This is a genomic window from Trichocoleus desertorum AS-A10 (assembly GCF_039962155.1).
Classification (GTDB): domain Bacteria; phylum Cyanobacteriota; class Cyanobacteriia; order FACHB-46; family FACHB-46; genus Trichocoleus.
This window is the reverse complement of record NZ_JAMPKN010000004.1, coordinates 137,219-151,550: the sequence shown is the minus strand read 5'-3', so window position 1 is coordinate 151,550 and position 14,332 is coordinate 137,219. Positions and strand designations below refer to the sequence as shown.

Genomic DNA, 14,332 nt, shown 5'->3' with positions numbered 1-14,332 from the left:
ATGAGTAGCAAAGCTGGGATGCCGACAGAAACCTTTAATCATCCCGATCGCTTTATCCAAGGGTGGCATTGGGCACTGCGATCGCGAGATCTCAAAGTAGGGCAGGTCAAACCTGCGAAACTGTTGGGGCGAGAGTTGGCAATCTACCGCAACCAAGATGGCCAAGTGGTGGCCCTAGATGCATACTGCCCACATATGGGGGCACATTTGGCGGAAGGCAAAGTAGATGGCACAGGCATTCGCTGTTTCTTCCATAACTGGAAATTTGATTCTCAAGGGCATTGTGTAGATGTGCCTTGCTTAGGGAAAGTGATTCCTGCCAAGCTTTCCAGTTGGCCAACCGCAGAGCACTATGGCTTAATTTGGGTCTGGACGGGAGAGACACCCCAGCAATCTCTGCCATTTGTCCCAGAGCTAGAACATACAGACTGTGACGTGATGTTTGGCTCGCATTTCTTCAAAAACTGCCATCCGAATGTTCTGTTGATCAATGCGATCGATGCTCAGCATTTTAATACGGTGCATAACTTTCCGATTCAGATTGTGTTTCGCACAGAGACGCTGCATCGCAATGCCATCACCTTCAGTAACACGACACGGGGCGGCAATGAATCTTGGCTAATGCGGTTGATTCTGCCGTTTTATAAAAATGAGGGCACCTACAGCATGTGCTACTGGTATGGCAGCACGGGCACAGTCACCCTCGGCCCCGATTTTCTCCACTTCTACATCATGTTTACCCTACGGCTGTTGGAAGGTGGAAAAACCGAAGGACAAACCGTTTTAATCACCAAAAAGCGGCGTGGTTTCTTAGGTTGGGTATTGAATCTACTGATTTTGTTTATCACCCAACTAGTCGGCAACTACTTTGCCAAAGGTGATACTCAGATTTTCCAAACGATTAAATTTAACCTTAAAACCCCGACCAAAGCGGATCACTCCATTGTTGAGTTCATGCAGCATGTAGAGCAGCAGCAACCACTCACTTGGGGAACCTGGGAACCAATTCTAGAACTAGCAAAAGTTGCTGTGACAGAAGGGCCAGAGGTTGAACCCAAGATAGAGTTTGAGGCAGAACGAATCCGGGAGGCCGTATGAAAACAGTCCTGATTACAGGCTGCTCCTCTGGGTTTGGGCGCGGCATGGTGGACGAATTTCTTCGGTGTGGTTGGCAGGTGATCAGCACAATGCGGCAAGCGAACCGACGCCGAGAACTACTGGCAGAGCCGCTAGAGAAGTATGGCGATCGCTTAACAATCCTCGATTTGGATGTCACCGATCCGACTCAACGAGAGACAGTTACAGAGTATGTACGCCAAAAAGGAGATTTAGATTGTCTGGTAAATAATGCAGGCGATCGCTTTTTCGGCCCCCTGGAAGATCTCAGCGAAGCTCAACTGCGGCGACAAATGGAGGTAAATTTCTATGGTCCCACACTTCTGACGCGAGCTTTATTACCTGAGATCCGAACAGCACAGGGCACGATTATTTTTGTCTCCTCGACGTTTGGTTATACAGGTTTCCCGCTGACCTCCGCTTACTGCGCCAGTAAATATGCTTTGGAAGGCTTGGCTGAGAGTCTGTATTACGAGCTAAAGCCGCATGGCGTGCATGTTGCCCTGATTGAACCAGGAGCCAGCCACACTAACTTTGGTCACGATCCGGGTTGGGCAGAAGGAGATTCGGAAGTTTATCAGTTACAGATGCAGAATTATCACTTGCTGAAGGAGCGATTACGGGCCAAATCCCCCCACAACACAATCCAAGTGGCTCGACAAGCGGTGGCTTTGGCAGAAGGGCGATCGCGGCGATTACGAGTGAGAGTCGGACGGGATGCCACATTAGTGTATCTCTGGCAACGGCTCGTACCTGATGGGATTCGCCTACCTGTATCTGACTTTTTATACCGTCGGATCTTTTTGCGGAGGCCAGCTTAATGCACCCGAACATTGCTGGATTTGATCTACCTTTGATTGCCGAAGGAGATAAACTTAATCGGATTTTGGCTTCCACTTTAGGCGATCAGCTACCAACAACAGCACAGCTTTCTTACTCCTACCAGTCAAGCTCGCAACTACCACAACCTTATTGGGATGCTACGCATTTTGGTCTAGAACGGGTGGCGATCTTTCAGGATGCCAGTCAGGTAGAGCAGCAGGCGATCGCGCAAGTTGCCAGCCAAGGATTGTTAGCAGAAGCCTACTTTGTGGAGAAAGCAGGCATGGGCTATATGGCTAAGATGCTCTTGCTAGCAGAGACCCTAGAAGAACGGATGCTCTACAGCCTCTTCGCCGCCGAAGAAGCAACCCATTTGGCTCAAATTCGGAGCTTTTTTACACAAGAACCCATTGGCACAGATGATCCGTTTCTGCGGTTTTTGTCTGATTTGCTAGAGACAGAAGACAAAGCCATTTTGTTGTTCATCATCCAAGTAGTGTTGGAAGGATGGGGATTAAGTCACTATCGCAGTCTGGCTAAGGGCTGTTGTCACCTAGAGTTAGGTCAATTGTTTGAGGAATTTCTGCAAGCCGAAGCGCGTCATCATGGTTCTGGCTTAATGCTGTTCAATCAAATATCTTTAGCAGAACCAAGCCAAAGTGCAATTGTCGAGGCATTGACGCTGTTTCTACAAATGGTGCAAGTAGGACCACAGCGAGTTTTAGCTGCGATCGCCCAAGTCAAAGGAGATTTATCGCGATCGCAACAAATCCAGGTTTTGCAAGAGTTAGAAACCGAGATCCAGAGCGGAGCGCGGTTGAGTTATTTACGCTCCCTGATGCAGAAAACCACTGCTCACGCCATTGTTCAAGAATTAGAGGAACGTGGTTCTTTCCAGCCCTTCCCAGCGGAGAAATGTATATGAACGATTTATTTGACGAACCTCAAACAAATACCTTGCTGGAGAATCAAAAGGTTTACCGCAAGCTACAAATTAATTACCAACGCAATCAGCAACAAGATCAAACTGCCGCGATCGATTCTGCTGCTGCCAACTTTAACTATGACCAGTGCGAAGATGAGTACTGGAACCCAGAGGAATTTTCCCTGCTGTATGGCACTCCTTTATGGGATCAGGCTAGTCCCAGTCAACGGATTGTGCTGAACCATCTGTATTGGGTGGCTTATTACTCCCAGATTGTCTCAGCAGAGATCGCGACAATTTTCTTTAACCAGACCAGTGCGGCGGGTCTGTATGCTCAAGAAGATTTCCGGTTGGTCTGTGACACCTTGGATCTGGAGTCAGCTCAGGAGCGATCGCATATCCATGCGTTTAGAACCATTGCTAGTCAGACAGAAGCAGCCCTATTCGGTCAACGAATTTTCACCTATCCCATGCGAGGGCCGTTTGCAGAGACCATGATCTTTGCAGATACCAATGCTTTGAAGCGGTGGTGGAAGCAACTCCAGCTCAAATGTTTTGGTCTACTATCTTCGGATAATACGTTTTTGGCTTGCCAATACTTCACCGTTCGGGGCGTACGGACGCTGAATGGCAAATTGGTACAACACAAGCTCAGCGCCTACTACCAAAAACATCCTGACGCAGCCAATGCTCCCATTCCCAGCCAGATTTCCTACTATCACTTTCTAGATGAAAGCTTCCACTTCAACAGTTCTACCATTCTGTCTCACGATGTTGTGAAGTGTCTCAAACCCCCGACAAAGTTTGAACGTACTGTTGCGAACCTGGGGCTGCGCGGTTGTCAGCGCGATCACTATCACTTCTCGGCAGCCATCAACGGCATCTTTTGGTATGACCCAGAGCTGTATAGAGCGATCTACCAAGTGCTGCGATCGCCTGTATTTGGAATGAGCGATCGCGAAGCTAAGGAAATGATGGTGGCCTGCTTTACCCAAGAGTCAGAGGGGTTGCATCGTAGCTATCAGACACATCAAGAGGCAATGGAGTCTTACAAAATATATCTCGATAAGCTTGATTATGTTTGGCAGAGCAATCGAGAGATGTCGTTGATGGCTGCGAATTCTCTCCCTCAATATCTAAAAACGCAACAAAGAGCCATGCAGAAATTTTTGACTACAGGAGAAGTTGTTTCTGGGCCGCGATCGCAGCCAACCTTTATCTCTACGCCTGTGGAAGTTGCTAATGCGGTCTTGGAGGAGGTGAGTTAAACATGCAATCTATTCCTTCCTTGACTGATCTAAGAGCCCCTACTTTTAACAATAATGATGTGGTGGCTCAAGGCTGGTACATCATCTGTGCGAGTCGTGATTTATCAGTTGGTCGAGCAAAGTCTTTTGATCTATGTGGTCAAAAAATAGCTGTATATCGGGGCGTGGACGGTAAAGTTCGGGCTTTGGATGCCTACTGTCCTCATTTAGGCACCGACTTGAGCCTAGGACGAGTCGATGGCAATATGATTCGTTGTTTTTTCCATCACTGGGCCTTCGATAGCACTGGCAAATGTCAAGACATCCCTTGCCAAGCTCAAATTCCAGCTAGAGCGAAGGTTCGAGCTTATGCTGCCGATGAAAAGTATGGCTTTATTTGGGTATATCCAGACAGCCAAGCTCCTGATTCTGTAGTGGAGTTTGATGAACTAAAGGGTAAATCTCTAGTTGTTTGGCATGATCAGCCGTTGGAGCGGCACTGTCATCATCACATCTGTATGATGAATGGCATTGATGCTCAACATTTACGCACGGTTCATAAACTCAATATTGAGATGGAATTATCTCTCGATCGCAACGCTACTGGCAATGTGATTGATTTCACCATGTGCGGAGAGATTCCTAGCAGGACGTGGCGAGAAGCAGGGCTTCAGAAATTTCTGGGCAACCGCTACGAATATTCCATGCGCTATGCCGACGGCTGCATTGGATTGCTAACCATGATGAAAAATGTGCGCTTGATGCCGCCGCTGCACATGATTTACGCCTATACGCCGGTCGGGCCTAACAAAACTCGGATTCAACCGATTTATGTAGCAGCGAAAAGACCAGGAATTTGGGGTTGGTTATTGTCGCGATCGCTCTTACTCCTCACTCGCCTGAGCTACTACTTTCTTCGTGATGAAGATGGCCTGATCTACGACAACATCCGGTTTGATCCACAAGTGCTTCTAAGTATTGATGCACCGTTAGTGAAATATATGAACTATGTGAATCAGCTCAAACCTTCGCTCTGGTCAAAATGTTTTTTTAAGCAGAAATCATCCGAAGCTTAAACGTTTTTATTTGTATCTAATGTAGTGGGGGCAGAGCATTCGGCCTATAGCCTTTGCAGTTGTCGGAAGATTATCTACCGAATGCTTCGCCTCCACAGGTGCAGCCCAAAACATTTCATTAATAATTATTTGACTCCTGGTTTCTATCATGAACGCGTCCTGTTGTGTAGTTCATTTTTCAAATACAGACTATGCACCTCTCACTCTAGAACCTCACCGACCTCTAGCAGAACAGCTCACAGTCCAAAATTCTCCGGTGCTGTTTGGTTGTCGGACAGGTCTTTGTGGAACCTGTTTGGTTACAGTGACCGGGGAGTTGCCTCCGCCTAGTGCCGCCGAGCAGGAAATCCTGGATATGCTGGCACCGGGCAATCCTCAAGCAAGATTGGCTTGCCAGCTAGATGTGATGGGAGAAATTGCGATCGCGCCTCTGACGGAGGTTATATGAAATTTGAGGATTTCTGGTATGTGGTGGCTCAAAGCGAGCAGCTAAAACCTGGTAATGTTCTATCTCGAACTGTATTGGGAGAATGGCTAGCAGTGTTCCGAGATGAGAACGGTGAACCTGTGGCTTTGCGCGATCGCTGTATGCACCGTAATAGTCGCCTATCTCGTGGTCAGGTATGCCAAGGACAGGTGCATTGTCCGTATCACGGCTGGGTATATGACAACAATGGAACTGTCGTAGCAGTACCAGCAGAAGGGGATGACTTCAAGCAGCTTCAAGCTCGACGGGTGAAGCATTACGAGACTTGTGAGCAAGATGGTTATGTCTATGTACGCCTGACCGACCAGCCGAGTGAGGAATTTGACTCCTTTCCGATGCCTCATTACCAAGAACCAGGCTGGGCAACGGTACGAGTGATCAACCGCTTCCGCAATAATGTCACGAACTGCGCTGAGAACTTTATTGATATTCCGCATACGGCTTCTGTACATCCTGGCGTTTTCCGTACGCCTCGCAGACAAAAGCTAGAGATGACAGTAGAGCGGCAAAAAGGAGCAGTGCGGGCAGAATACCGAAACGAAACTACGAATCTGGGTTGGTACGCCAAATTTCTCAATCCCAAGGGCGGCAAGATTCGCCATACAGATTATTTCTTTATGCCCAATGTCACCAGCGTCGAGTATGACATGGGGCCGTATCGTCAACTGTGGATTACCAGTCAATCCGTCCCAGAAACAGAAGATTCCACCTTGGTCTATACCGATGTTACTTACAACTATGGCATTTGGAATCAATTGGCGCGTCCCTTCATCCATTGGACAGCTCAACACATCATCGGTCAGGATGTGGCAGCGTTGGACTTGCAGCAAGAAGTGATTGAGAAATACGGTCAGAAATTCGCTAACACCCCAGCAGATACGATTCATACATTCGTGGAGTCTATTCGCGATCGCATTGCTGCTGGTGAGGATCCCCGTCTGTTGCCTGATCAGTCGGTTCAAGTCACGTTCTGGGTGTAGGGATGGCGATCTTTGCTGCTTTTGTGACTTTGCTTTTGTTGACTGTGGCTCGCGATCGCCGCTCTAATTTCCTATGGCAGAAGAACCGAGAAGACTGGCTACTTGACATGTCAGGTTTATTGGTTCAAGGAGTGGTAATTCCTGCTCTACAACTACTGTTGGTTTATCAACTATATCAATGGTTTTTACCTACCTGGAAAGGAGTTTTAGAGCTATCTCTTGGTCTAGGGTTTCTGCTCAGCTTTGTTTTCGTAGATTATCTCTATTATTGGAACCATCGCCTGCTCCATCATCGCTTCTGGCCTTGGCACCAAGTTCATCACACCGTTACTCAAATGGACGTGTTGGGCACCTCTCGCAATACGCTATGGAGCAGCTTTTTTATTCTGTATCTGTGGATTCATCCCTTGTTTCTCTTTCTGTTGCAGCAGCCAGCAGGTTATGTTTTGGGAGTCACCTTAACTGCAATTTTGGATCTGTGGCGACATAGTGCGATCGCTCCTGCTCCTCAGAGTTTGATTTATTGTTGGCTTTCACCTTGGCTGGTTTTGCCCCAAGACCATGCTTGGCATCATGCCCAACCTCAGGGCTGCAATTATGGAGCGAATCTGAAGCTGTGGGATCAATTGCATGGAACTTATTACGAGTGCGATCGCGCTCCAGAAAATTTAGGAACTCAAACGAATCTGACGTTGTCTCAGAAGCTATTTTGGCCTTTTTGATATAAAAATAGAGAGTTTATTGATGGAGACTAATCAAGCGGAAATAAACCTAACCCCCCAGCCCCCTTCCCTGCTAGGGAAGGGGGAGTTAAAAGCAAGCCAAACGATGAAGGTGGAGCGGCAGGGAATGACATGGCTTAGCGCTATATTGGCCTGCTTTCCGGCGCTGGTGATGTTGTTATCAGGAGGTTCTTTTCTGGCAATCTGTATCTCTCCTAGCGTTTGGACTGTTTTACTGGTGCTGTTTTCGCTTTATGGCATACCGCTATTGATTTACCGCATTCATAATCACTTTTATCCTCAGTTAGAAGGCATTAGCTATCTGCAAGGAAAAGAGTATTCGCCTTGGTGGGGGAGTCATCAAATTCAGGCGATCTATGTTGCCTTTCCTGCCTTGGAAACTGTATTGCGTTTAATTCCCGGTGCTTTCTCCCTTTGGTTGCGATTATGGGGTTCAAAGGTCGGTACAGGCGTGTATTGGACGCCTCATCTGGAGATCGCCGATCGCGGATTGTTAGAGATAGGCGATCGCGTCATTTTCGGTCATCAGGTGGGTCTCTATCCGCACATTATTAAGCCCCGAAAGCAAGATTTGATGCTGTACGTCAAAAAGATCAAAATCAGAGACGGTGTGTTTTTAGGGGCTTGGAATCACCTTGGGCCTGGGGTTGTTGTACAAGCAGAAACATACATCCCCGTTTTTACGCATGTGTACCCTAACCAAACGATTGATCAGAGCAAAGTTCAAACTCTTTTAGCCAAACAGCAACATCAACCCTCAAAACTTGAGTAATCCTAAAATTTTATGACTCATTACGGTCTGTTATGCCCTCCCACAACTGGGCACCTCAACCCCATGCTGGCTTTAGGCCGCGAGCTGCAACAACGAGGCCATCAAGTTACTCTCTTCAATATCCTCGATACAGCAGCAAAGGCAAAAGCGGCAGAAATTAACTTTTGGCCCCTTGGTAGGAAAGAGTTTCCTTTAGGAACTTTGGGAAATTTCTACGATCATTTGGGCACGTTACGAGGTTTAGCGGCTTTTCAGACCACCCTGAATTTCAGACGACAAGTTTGGGCTACTGTGTTTCTGCAAGAAGCTCCTGCGGCAATTCAAGCCGCAGGGGTAGAAGCTCTGCTCGTGGATCATGTGATTGTTGCTGGAGGAGCGATCGCCGAACGATTATCTCTCCCGTTTGTCTCTCTCTGCAGTGCGCTCTTAATGCAGCCTGATGCCAGTGTGCCTCCTTTCTTTGCGGGTTGGCCTTATGACCCAGCGCCTTGGACACGGCTACGGAATCGCTTTGGTCATGCTCTATTGGTGCAGTATTGGCGCATGGTGCATCAACCTGTGAATGAGTACCGCCAAATGTGGCGATTGCCGCTATATCGTAATCCCAGTGATGCACTCTCCCCCCTCGCTCAAATCAGCCATCAACCTGCCGAGTTTGAATATCCTCGTCAACATCTTGCTCCCTGCTTCCACTTCACTGGACCATTTCACAGCACTGTGAGTCGAGAAACCGTCTCCTTTCCGTTTGAGAAGCTAACAAGTCAACATTTGATCTATGCCTCAATGGGAACGCTACGAAACCGTTCGCATCGGGTGTTTGAGCAAATTGCTGCCGCTTGTGTTGGCTTAGATGCTCAGTTGGTAATTGCTTTAGGGAAAGGTCTTGCTCCGGAAGCTCTTGGGGCTCTCCCTGGCGATCCGATTGTGGTCGGTTATGCTCCCCAGTTGGAACTTCTGCAACGCGCCACTCTAGCCATCACCCATGCAGGCTTGAATACTGCCCTAGAATCTTTGCAAGCAGGAGTGCCGATGGTGGCGCTCCCAGTCACAGATGATCAGCCAGGAGTTGCAGCTCGGATCAAATGGACAGGCGCTGGAGAAGTAGTTCGCAAATCTCGCTTGACCACAGCCCGTTTAAGAACTGCGGTTCAACAAGTCTTAACTTGCGAAACTTATAAACAAAATGCAGTGAGATTACAACATGCGATCGCCCAAGCTGGCGGAGTAACACGGGCTGCGGACATTGTGGAACGAGCGATCGCAACTGGCAAGCCTGTCTTGACTCAAGATTTCTCCAAACCTAAACCTGAACCATGCGCCCCATTATTCAACTCTTTGCCAAGCTGTTAAGCCCGGAGGCCCACAGATTTCATCAAGCTCTACAAGACCCACAAGCCGCTCAACAAAAAGTTCAAAAGAAGATTTTTGAGTGCTTCGTTGCCAGTGAATATGGCAGATCTTTAGGGGTCCGATCGCTGACCGACTGGCAGAAAATCCCGATTGTGAACTACGCCGATTTGGAGCCGTGGATTGAACGCCAAAGGCAGATTCAGCAAGCTCTTCTGACCCCGCAACCCATTCTCTTTTACGAGAAAACTTCTGGGAGCCGCGGGGCTGCAAAATGGATTCCCTACACGCGATCGCTGCGCCGCTCCTTTAGCCAAATGTTTTGCATCTGGGCACATGATCTGATCACAAATGGGCCTCAGTTCTCCACAGGAAAAGTCTATTTCTGTATCTCGCCGCAACTCACTCAACCCACACAAACCGAAGCAGGGGTACAGGTTGGGCTAGAAAATGATGCCGAATATCTAGATGGGTGGTTGCAGTGGGCGTTACGACCTTTTTTATTGGCTCCTACGGGTTTAAGTCGTCTCTGCGATCCAGAAGCGTTTAAGGAGCAGCTCTGTCTAGGGTTATTGCAATCAGAAAAACTAGAGATTATCTCAATTTGGAGTCCTAGCTTTCTCAGTGTCCATCTTGATTACATCCAGCAACACCGCCAAAAGCTTTGTGAGCAACTGCGCGATCGCGTCTCTCCCAAACGCTTTGCCCTCCTTTCAGACCCTACGACCTCCTGGACAGAAATTTGGCCTCACCTGAAACTGATTTCCTGCTGGAATAGCGTTAATGCTGCCGACCAAGCTCAAGCGCTGCGATCGCACTTTCCTGGTGTGATGGTGCAGGGTAAAGGACTTTTGGCGACTGAAGCCCCGATGACAGTGCCACTGATTGCCGCTCAGGGATCTGTGCCGCTGCTGAATGAAGTCTTCTTTGAATTTGAGGATTCCACTGGCAAGATTCATCTTTTGCACGAGCTAGAGCCAGCCACAGAATACTCAATCATCTTGTCCCAAAAAGGCGGGTTGTATCGGTATCGCATGGGCGATCGCGTCTGGATGACTCACACCTACCTGAACACGCCTTGCCTGGAGTTCTTGGGCCGTGATCAGATGACCAGCGATTTAGTTGGCGAAAAACTACATGCTGCGTTTGTGGCTCAAGTCCTCGATCACCTAAATTTGGGGGGCACAACGTTTAGAACTTTAGTTCCCGTCACTCAACCTCAGCCCCATTATATTTTGTTGCTCAATCAGGCTGATCGGGAAGGAGATGCGATCGCCCAACGCCTAGATGCTGCCCTCAGCGAGTCTCCCCACTATGAACATGCTCGGCTTTTAGGACAACTAGCACCTGCTCAAGTTTGGGTATCGCCAGATGTGCCTGACCTGGTGCTGCGACAGAAATTGCAAGCGGGCCAAAAGTGGGGCGACATTAAGCATGAAGTGTTGGCAACAAAACCAATCGAAACCCTGCCGACGGTTGGGCTTAGGTCTAGTAGTTCCGGTAGGGTGGGTTAGGCTAGCCGTAACCCACCAAGCAAGCAAAACCGAGAGGCGAAAGTTACGCCTCGACTTTGACACCGCGCCAAAAGGCGACATAGCCTTCAATATTTTTGGCAGCCTGCTTCGCCTCTGGATAGTACCAAGCCGCGTCTTTGTTCACTTGGCCCTCTACTTCAACGTTGTAGTAGCTGGCTACGCCTTTCCAAGGACAAGTGGTATGAGTTGAACTTTCTTTAAAGAATTCGCGATTGATGGCATCTGGGGGGAAGTAGTAGTTGTTCTCTACCACTTCGCAATTGTTACTTTCGGCGAGGACTGCACCGTTCCAAACTGCTTTTGCCATGATTCACTTCCCTCGTTTCTATTCAAGTTCGCTTGTTTGGTCAATTTTGGTTAAGAACGGACAGATTGAATCCTGTCCTAAACCAGTCTTTCTCTAGACTCTAGTCAGGATAGCGTGGAACTATAGCGGGTTGTGCGAGGAAAGTTTATCTGTATCTTTTTGTCCTATATTTGGTACCCATGATGCCTAGTGCTGTATCAAGCAATTTTTGACCGGTGATGTACTACACATCATTCAATCAAAGCCTTCAATTAAAAATTGACAGATTACCAGCTATTTATGCTTAATTTCCTATCGTTTTTGAGGTAAAGAGCTACTATGAACCCTCCTAATGCACCTAGCCTCCATCTAACTGAGCCAGAGCGCGCTAACCTCAAGCGCTTAGTGGACTATCAAGCTGTTGAGTCTTTACCAGCGATTTGGCCAATTGTGGCTCAGAAATTTGGCTCGATTGTGGCCTTAAAAGATCCTCATGCCAAACCGGAAGTGTCGCTGACTTACGCCCAGGTATATCAGCAAATGCAGCACTTTGCCGCAGGGTTGCAGGCATTAGGGGTGGAAGTGGGCGATCGCGTGGGCCTAATTTCCGACAACAGCCCCCGTTGGTTTGTGGCGGATCAAGGCATCATGACGGCTGGAGCAGCTAATGCCGTGCGGAGTTCTCAAGCAGATCGCGAAGAACTTTTGTTTATTCTGGCTGATAGTGGCAGCACCGCGTTGGTCGTTGAGAATCAAGCCACTCTCAAGAAACTACGCTCTGGACTGGATGGGTTGGCAGTTCGAACCGTGGTGTTACTTTCCGACGAGGAGCCACCTGTTGATGAAACGCTCAAAGTCTTGAACTTTTCTCAACTACTAGAGCTGGGTGCCAATCACTCGTTACAACCGGTGCAGCAAAATCGGGAAACCTTGGCTACTTTGATCTATACATCAGGTACGACAGGCAGACCAAAGGGAGCCATGCTCAGTCATGGCAATTTGTTGCATCAAGCCACCATGCTAGGGGCCGTTGTGCCGCCACAGCCCGGTAATATTGTGCTGAGCATCTTACCTAGCTGGCATGCTTATGAGCGAGCCTTTGAGTACTTTGTTTTAGCTCAGGGTTGCACTCAGGTCTACACCAGTATCCGTCACGTCAAGCAAGATCTGAAAACATACAAGCCCCAATATATGGTGGGAGTGCCCCGTCTGTGGGAGTCAATTTATGAAGGGGTGCAGAAGCAGTTTCGGGAGCAGCCAGCGAGTAAGCAAAGGCTGATCAACTCGTTCCTGGCGGCTAGCCAAAAATATATTGCCGCTCAGCGCATTATCCAGGGTCTGAGCCTAGAGCATCCCCATCCTTCGGCGGTTGAACGGTTAGCCGCTGCTGCAAAAGCTGCTGCTCTGGCTCCGGTTCATGCCTTGGGCGATCGCCTGGTTTATCGTCAAGTCCGGGAGGCAACTGGCGGCAAAATCGAGTTTTTGGTGAGTGGAGGTGGGTCTTTTGCCAAGCACCTCGACAACTTCTTTGAAATTATTGGAGTCACCGTTTTGCAGGGCTATGGCCTCACAGAAACCTCACCTGTGACCAATGTGCGGCGGCCTTGGCGCAACCTTAAGGGAGCATCGGGTCAGCCTGTACCAGGGACAGAAATTCGCATTGTAGACCCAGAAACTCGTAAACCTCTACCCGCCGGAAAGCGGGGTTTGGTGCTGATTCGGGGGCGACAAGTGATGCAGGGGTATTACAACAACCCACAGGCGACCGCTAAAGCGATTGACCCGGAAGGGTGGTTTGATAGCGGCGACTTAGGCTGGGTGACGGATGAGAATGATCTGGTGCTGACGGGACGCGCCAAAGACACGATTGTCTTGACTAGTGGCGAAAACATTGAGCCGCAACCGATTGAAGATGCTTGCATTCGCAGCCCTTACATCGACCAAATCATGGTAGTTGGGCAAGATCAGCGATCGCTCGGTGCCCTAGTTGTGCCTAACTTGGATGCTCTACAACTATGGGCCACTCAGCAAAACCTATCTCTCAACTTGCCTGATCAACCCGCTAGCACCAATCCTTCCGGGGCTACGGCGATCGCCTTGGATGACAAACGCATTCAAGATTTATTCCGCCAAGAACTGAATCGGGAAGTGCAGAACCGCCCAGGTTATCGCCCCGATGATCGAGTGGGGCCATTTCGCCTAATTGTGGAACCCTTCTCAGTCGAGAATGGCATGATGACGCAAACCTTGAAGATTCGGCGACCCGTTGTGATGGAGCGCTATCAAGGTATGATCGACGGGATGTTTGCCTGATCGCTGGGCTGACGCACCGTATACAGACGCAGTATCGTTTTTGACAGAATCGTTTCTTGCAAAAACGTTGGCGTAAGTACGCGTTGTTTCCCAAGCGTTGCCCATCCTCAAACTATTTTCCAAGTGAAATGTTTATGGACGTCTCCAATTCACAATTACTCCTGAAACGAGCCATTACAGTTAAAGCGATCGTCACCCCCCGGTGGAAGGAGGAAGCTCAGCAGCAACTCCAGGCGCAAATTAATCAACTTGACAGCCAATTGCAACAGTTGGAAATGCAAGGGCAGCGGATGATTGCTGAAATTCAAAAGCAAAGTCTGCAACCCCCTGGCCCTCAAACAGTGCAGCAGATTGACAATATTCAAATTCAGGTCAATCAAAAGAAAAGTGAGCTGCTAGAGCAAAAAAACCAAGTGCTCCAGCAGTTGCAGCAAGTGCAAATGCTAGAACTCAACCAAGAAGTGAGCCAAGGCCAAATCGAAAGCTTCTTCCGGATCGAGCCGGGTGATAACTTGGTTGAAAAGATGCAAGTTGAGGTTTTATTGCGGGATGGTATCGTCGAAGAAATTCGGGGCGATGTCTAAAGCTTGACTTTCTAACGATGGGTGCGATCGCTCAGATCGCTCAGGTTAGGTGCGATTTCTAACTCTCTTGAGGTTTCCCACTGTTACAGGTGGGAATTT

At 48.7% G+C, this 14,332-nt stretch carries 14 protein-coding genes; 13 read left to right on the top strand and 1 reads right to left on the bottom strand.

Annotated features, from left to right (window positions below; genetic code table 11):
- The 11 genes from NDA01_RS09175 to NDA01_RS09125 all read left to right on the top strand — a co-directional run bounded on the left by NDA01_RS09175 (position 1) and on the right by NDA01_RS09125 (position 11,029).
- On the top strand, positions 1-1,098 hold the full coding sequence (locus tag NDA01_RS09175; RefSeq protein WP_348227712.1) for an aromatic ring-hydroxylating dioxygenase subunit alpha: 1,098 nt from the start codon (positions 1-3) through the stop codon (positions 1,096-1,098).
- Complete coding sequence (locus NDA01_RS09170) at positions 1,095-1,937, top strand: SDR family oxidoreductase (protein ID WP_348227711.1); 843 nt, start codon at positions 1,095-1,097, stop codon at positions 1,935-1,937. The genes NDA01_RS09175 and NDA01_RS09170 overlap by 4 nt, the downstream gene beginning before the upstream one ends.
- Positions 1,937-2,863 carry a ferritin-like domain-containing protein gene (locus NDA01_RS09165; protein ID WP_348227710.1) on the top strand — a complete coding sequence of 309 codons (927 nt, stop codon included), beginning with the start codon at positions 1,937-1,939 and terminating at the stop codon, positions 2,861-2,863. The genes NDA01_RS09170 and NDA01_RS09165 overlap by 1 nt, the downstream gene beginning before the upstream one ends.
- Positions 2,860-4,131 (top strand): P-aminobenzoate N-oxygenase AurF, encoded by a 1,272-nt coding sequence (locus NDA01_RS09160; protein WP_348227709.1) that lies wholly within the window; start codon positions 2,860-2,862, stop codon positions 4,129-4,131. The genes NDA01_RS09165 and NDA01_RS09160 overlap by 4 nt, the downstream gene beginning before the upstream one ends.
- Before the next feature lie 2 nt (positions 4,132-4,133).
- Positions 4,134-5,186, top strand: a complete 1,053-nt coding sequence (locus tag NDA01_RS09155) for a Rieske 2Fe-2S domain-containing protein (protein ID WP_348227708.1) — start codon at positions 4,134-4,136, stop codon at positions 5,184-5,186.
- 148 nt (positions 5,187-5,334) lie between these two features.
- Entirely contained in the window at positions 5,335-5,634 is a 300-nt protein-coding gene (locus NDA01_RS09150) for a 2Fe-2S iron-sulfur cluster binding domain-containing protein (protein ID WP_348227707.1), read from the top strand.
- Positions 5,631-6,653, top strand: a complete 1,023-nt coding sequence (locus NDA01_RS09145; RefSeq protein ID WP_348227706.1) for an aromatic ring-hydroxylating dioxygenase subunit alpha — start codon at positions 5,631-5,633, stop codon at positions 6,651-6,653. The genes NDA01_RS09150 and NDA01_RS09145 overlap by 4 nt, the downstream gene beginning before the upstream one ends.
- Before the next feature lie 2 nt (positions 6,654-6,655).
- A complete protein-coding gene (locus tag NDA01_RS09140) occupies positions 6,656-7,375 on the top strand; it encodes a sterol desaturase family protein (protein ID WP_348227705.1) in 720 nt (239 codons plus the stop codon).
- Positions 7,376-7,397: 22 nt separating this feature from the next.
- The gene (locus NDA01_RS09135) at positions 7,398-8,168 is read left to right on the top strand and encodes an acyltransferase (RefSeq protein ID WP_431193355.1); all 771 of its coding nucleotides are present in this window, start codon (positions 7,398-7,400) and stop codon (positions 8,166-8,168) included.
- A gap of 12 nt (positions 8,169-8,180) precedes the next feature.
- Entirely contained in the window at positions 8,181-9,518 is a 1,338-nt protein-coding gene (locus NDA01_RS09130) for a glycosyltransferase (protein WP_348227704.1), read from the top strand.
- Positions 9,482-11,029 carry a GH3 family acyl-acid amido synthetase gene (locus NDA01_RS09125; RefSeq protein WP_348227703.1) on the top strand — a complete coding sequence of 516 codons (1,548 nt, stop codon included), beginning with the start codon at positions 9,482-9,484 and terminating at the stop codon, positions 11,027-11,029. Before NDA01_RS09130 ends, NDA01_RS09125 begins: the two co-directional genes overlap by 37 nt.
- Before the next feature lie 43 nt (positions 11,030-11,072).
- On the opposite strand, the gene NDA01_RS09120 is transcribed toward NDA01_RS09125, so the two are convergent.
- Positions 11,073-11,357 (bottom strand): DUF427 domain-containing protein, encoded by a 285-nt coding sequence (locus NDA01_RS09120; RefSeq protein ID WP_190435836.1) that lies wholly within the window; start codon positions 11,355-11,357, stop codon positions 11,073-11,075.
- Positions 11,358-11,675: 318 nt separating this feature from the next.
- On the opposite strand from NDA01_RS09120, the gene NDA01_RS09115 reads away from it, so the two are divergent.
- Both NDA01_RS09115 and NDA01_RS09110 read left to right on the top strand, forming a co-directional pair.
- Positions 11,676-13,649, top strand: coding sequence for an AMP-dependent synthetase/ligase (locus tag NDA01_RS09115; RefSeq protein ID WP_348227702.1), 1,974 nt, complete (start codon positions 11,676-11,678; stop codon positions 13,647-13,649).
- A gap of 134 nt (positions 13,650-13,783) precedes the next feature.
- Entirely contained in the window at positions 13,784-14,233 is a 450-nt protein-coding gene (locus NDA01_RS09110) for a YlqD family protein (RefSeq protein ID WP_190435841.1), read from the top strand.
- The last annotated feature ends 99 nt before the right edge of the window (positions 14,234-14,332 follow it).

Coding starts and splice junctions, on each gene's coding strand:
- NDA01_RS09175 (WP_348227712.1), top strand. CDS start 1: ATGAGTAGCAAAGCTGGGATGCCGACAGAAACCTTTAATCATCCCGAT.
- NDA01_RS09170 (WP_348227711.1), top strand. CDS start 1,095: ATGAAAACAGTCCTGATTACAGGCTGCTCCTCTGGGTTTGGGCGCGGC.
- NDA01_RS09165 (WP_348227710.1), top strand. CDS start 1,937: ATGCACCCGAACATTGCTGGATTTGATCTACCTTTGATTGCCGAAGGA.
- NDA01_RS09160 (WP_348227709.1), top strand. CDS start 2,860: ATGAACGATTTATTTGACGAACCTCAAACAAATACCTTGCTGGAGAAT.
- NDA01_RS09155 (WP_348227708.1), top strand. CDS start 4,134: ATGCAATCTATTCCTTCCTTGACTGATCTAAGAGCCCCTACTTTTAAC.
- NDA01_RS09150 (WP_348227707.1), top strand. CDS start 5,335: ATGAACGCGTCCTGTTGTGTAGTTCATTTTTCAAATACAGACTATGCA.
- NDA01_RS09145 (WP_348227706.1), top strand. CDS start 5,631: ATGAAATTTGAGGATTTCTGGTATGTGGTGGCTCAAAGCGAGCAGCTA.
- NDA01_RS09140 (WP_348227705.1), top strand. CDS start 6,656: ATGGCGATCTTTGCTGCTTTTGTGACTTTGCTTTTGTTGACTGTGGCT.
- NDA01_RS09135 (WP_431193355.1), top strand. CDS start 7,398: ATGGAGACTAATCAAGCGGAAATAAACCTAACCCCCCAGCCCCCTTCC.
- NDA01_RS09130 (WP_348227704.1), top strand. CDS start 8,181: ATGACTCATTACGGTCTGTTATGCCCTCCCACAACTGGGCACCTCAAC.
- NDA01_RS09125 (WP_348227703.1), top strand. CDS start 9,482: ATGCGCCCCATTATTCAACTCTTTGCCAAGCTGTTAAGCCCGGAGGCC.
- NDA01_RS09120 (WP_190435836.1), bottom strand. CDS start 11,357: ATGGCAAAAGCAGTTTGGAACGGTGCAGTCCTCGCCGAAAGTAACAAT.
- NDA01_RS09115 (WP_348227702.1), top strand. CDS start 11,676: ATGAACCCTCCTAATGCACCTAGCCTCCATCTAACTGAGCCAGAGCGC.
- NDA01_RS09110 (WP_190435841.1), top strand. CDS start 13,784: ATGGACGTCTCCAATTCACAATTACTCCTGAAACGAGCCATTACAGTT.